Source organism: Microbacterium sp. ZW CA_36 (assembly GCF_044987475.1).
Classification (GTDB): domain Bacteria; phylum Actinomycetota; class Actinomycetes; order Actinomycetales; family Microbacteriaceae; genus Microbacterium.
The window spans coordinates 1-1,571 of the sequence record NZ_JBJDRL010000136.1; the positions used below are offsets into that span (position 1 = coordinate 1).

The window sequence follows — 1,571 nt, forward strand, 5'->3', positions numbered from 1 at the left end:
GCCCCCCGCCCCGCCGTGCGCCCCAAACCCGAGAAGAACGCCGGATGCCGCGGGTCAGCCGTCGATGACGGCGACGAGCTCGTCGAGGAAGGCGTTGAAGTCGGTGCCACGGCGCACGATCCGCTGCACGCTGTCGCGCTCGCTGAACACCTCGACGAACTGCTCGAACACGGTCTGGAACGCCTCGCGATCGGTCTCCGAGAACGCGACGAGCGCGACGACCTGCACCCGCCCGTCGCCCCACGCGATCGAGGGGTCGGCGATCCCGATCGCGATGGCCGTGCGGGATGCCGTCATCTCGAGGGCATGCGGCACCGCCAGGGCGTCGGTGAACGCGGTGGACGAGAGCCGTTCGCGCTCGATCGTGCGCTCGACGTATGCGGCGTCGATCACCCCGCGCTCGAGGAGGAGCGCCCCGAGCGCACGGATCACCCCCTCCTCGCCGGAGGCCGCAGCATCGTCGAGCCCGCGTACGAAGGCGGACGGCTCGAAGTAGCGCTCGAGCTCGGCGCGCAGCCTCGCGAGCCGGCGCGAGCGACGGATGCGGCCTGCCGCGGCCTGCACGCGCTCGACGTCGGCGTCGGTGAGGAACGGCTGGATGCGCACGATCCGCTCCTTCGTCACGGGCGGGTCGATGGTGGTGAGCACGAGGTCGGTGTCGATCGACGCCCAGTCGGGATCGACGCGCGTCTCGACGCCGACGACCTCGATGGCCTGCCCGAGCGAACGATCGACACTGGAGCGCAGCAGCTCGTGCAGGTCGTAGTACCCCGGGCACACGATGGTCGCGGTCAGCAGCTGGTCGGCACGCCGGCTGCGCTCGAGGCGCCCGCCGACGTGCATCGCGATGTAGGCGATCTCGTCGTCGGGCAGCGGAATGCCGAGGCGCTGCTGCAGGCGGCTCGCGATGAACACGGCCACCTCGAAGATCATCGGATACGTCGACTTGAGCGAGCGCGTGAGCGGGTTGCGCGACCACGCCTGCTCCCGCGCGCGGTGCAGCAGGTTCTGGACGTGGAGCGCGAGGCGGACCACGAAGTCGTCGTGGGCGATGTCGACGAGGAACTCCTCGGCGGCGGCGGTCACGACGTCGCGCACCGCGGCCTCCACCTCGGGGTCGAGGGTCGAGGGTGCGGTGGCGGATGCCGCTCCCGCAAGTCCGTCGGGAGCGACGACGCGGGTGAGCACGAGGGTCGCCAAGTGCTGCAGGTCGGCGCTGCCGAGCCGCACGCCGAGGTGCCGCTCCGAGAGCTCCTCGATGATGGCCGCCACCTGCGTCTGCGTGGGGCGCTCGCCGGCGTCCGAGCCGATCGCGTCGAGGGGCCGGTTGCGCGCGGTGCGGTCGGCGGCGATCGCGATGTGCATGACGACGTCGGCGATGCCGATCTCGTTGACGAACCACCCGAGCTCGCCCAGGCGCGCCACCAGCTCGGTCTTGAACGGGCCGAAGGCCTCGGCCCCGACCGATCCCTCGCCGAGGGTGCGCCGGAGGGCGGCGAGGTCGAAGGATCCGGCATCCATCTCGTCGTGGGCGAGCTTGCTGAGAAGCCGCCGCTGGGCACCCTCGGTGC

At 71.6% G+C, this 1,571-nt stretch carries 1 protein-coding gene; it reads right to left on the reverse strand.

Translation table 11 applies throughout. The features are described 5' to 3' along the window. Positions 1–54: 54 nt before the first annotated feature. On the reverse strand, positions 55–1,571 hold a 1,517-nt coding region (locus tag ACI3KX_RS22065; RefSeq protein WP_404911092.1), incomplete at its 5' end, for a BglG family transcription antiterminator.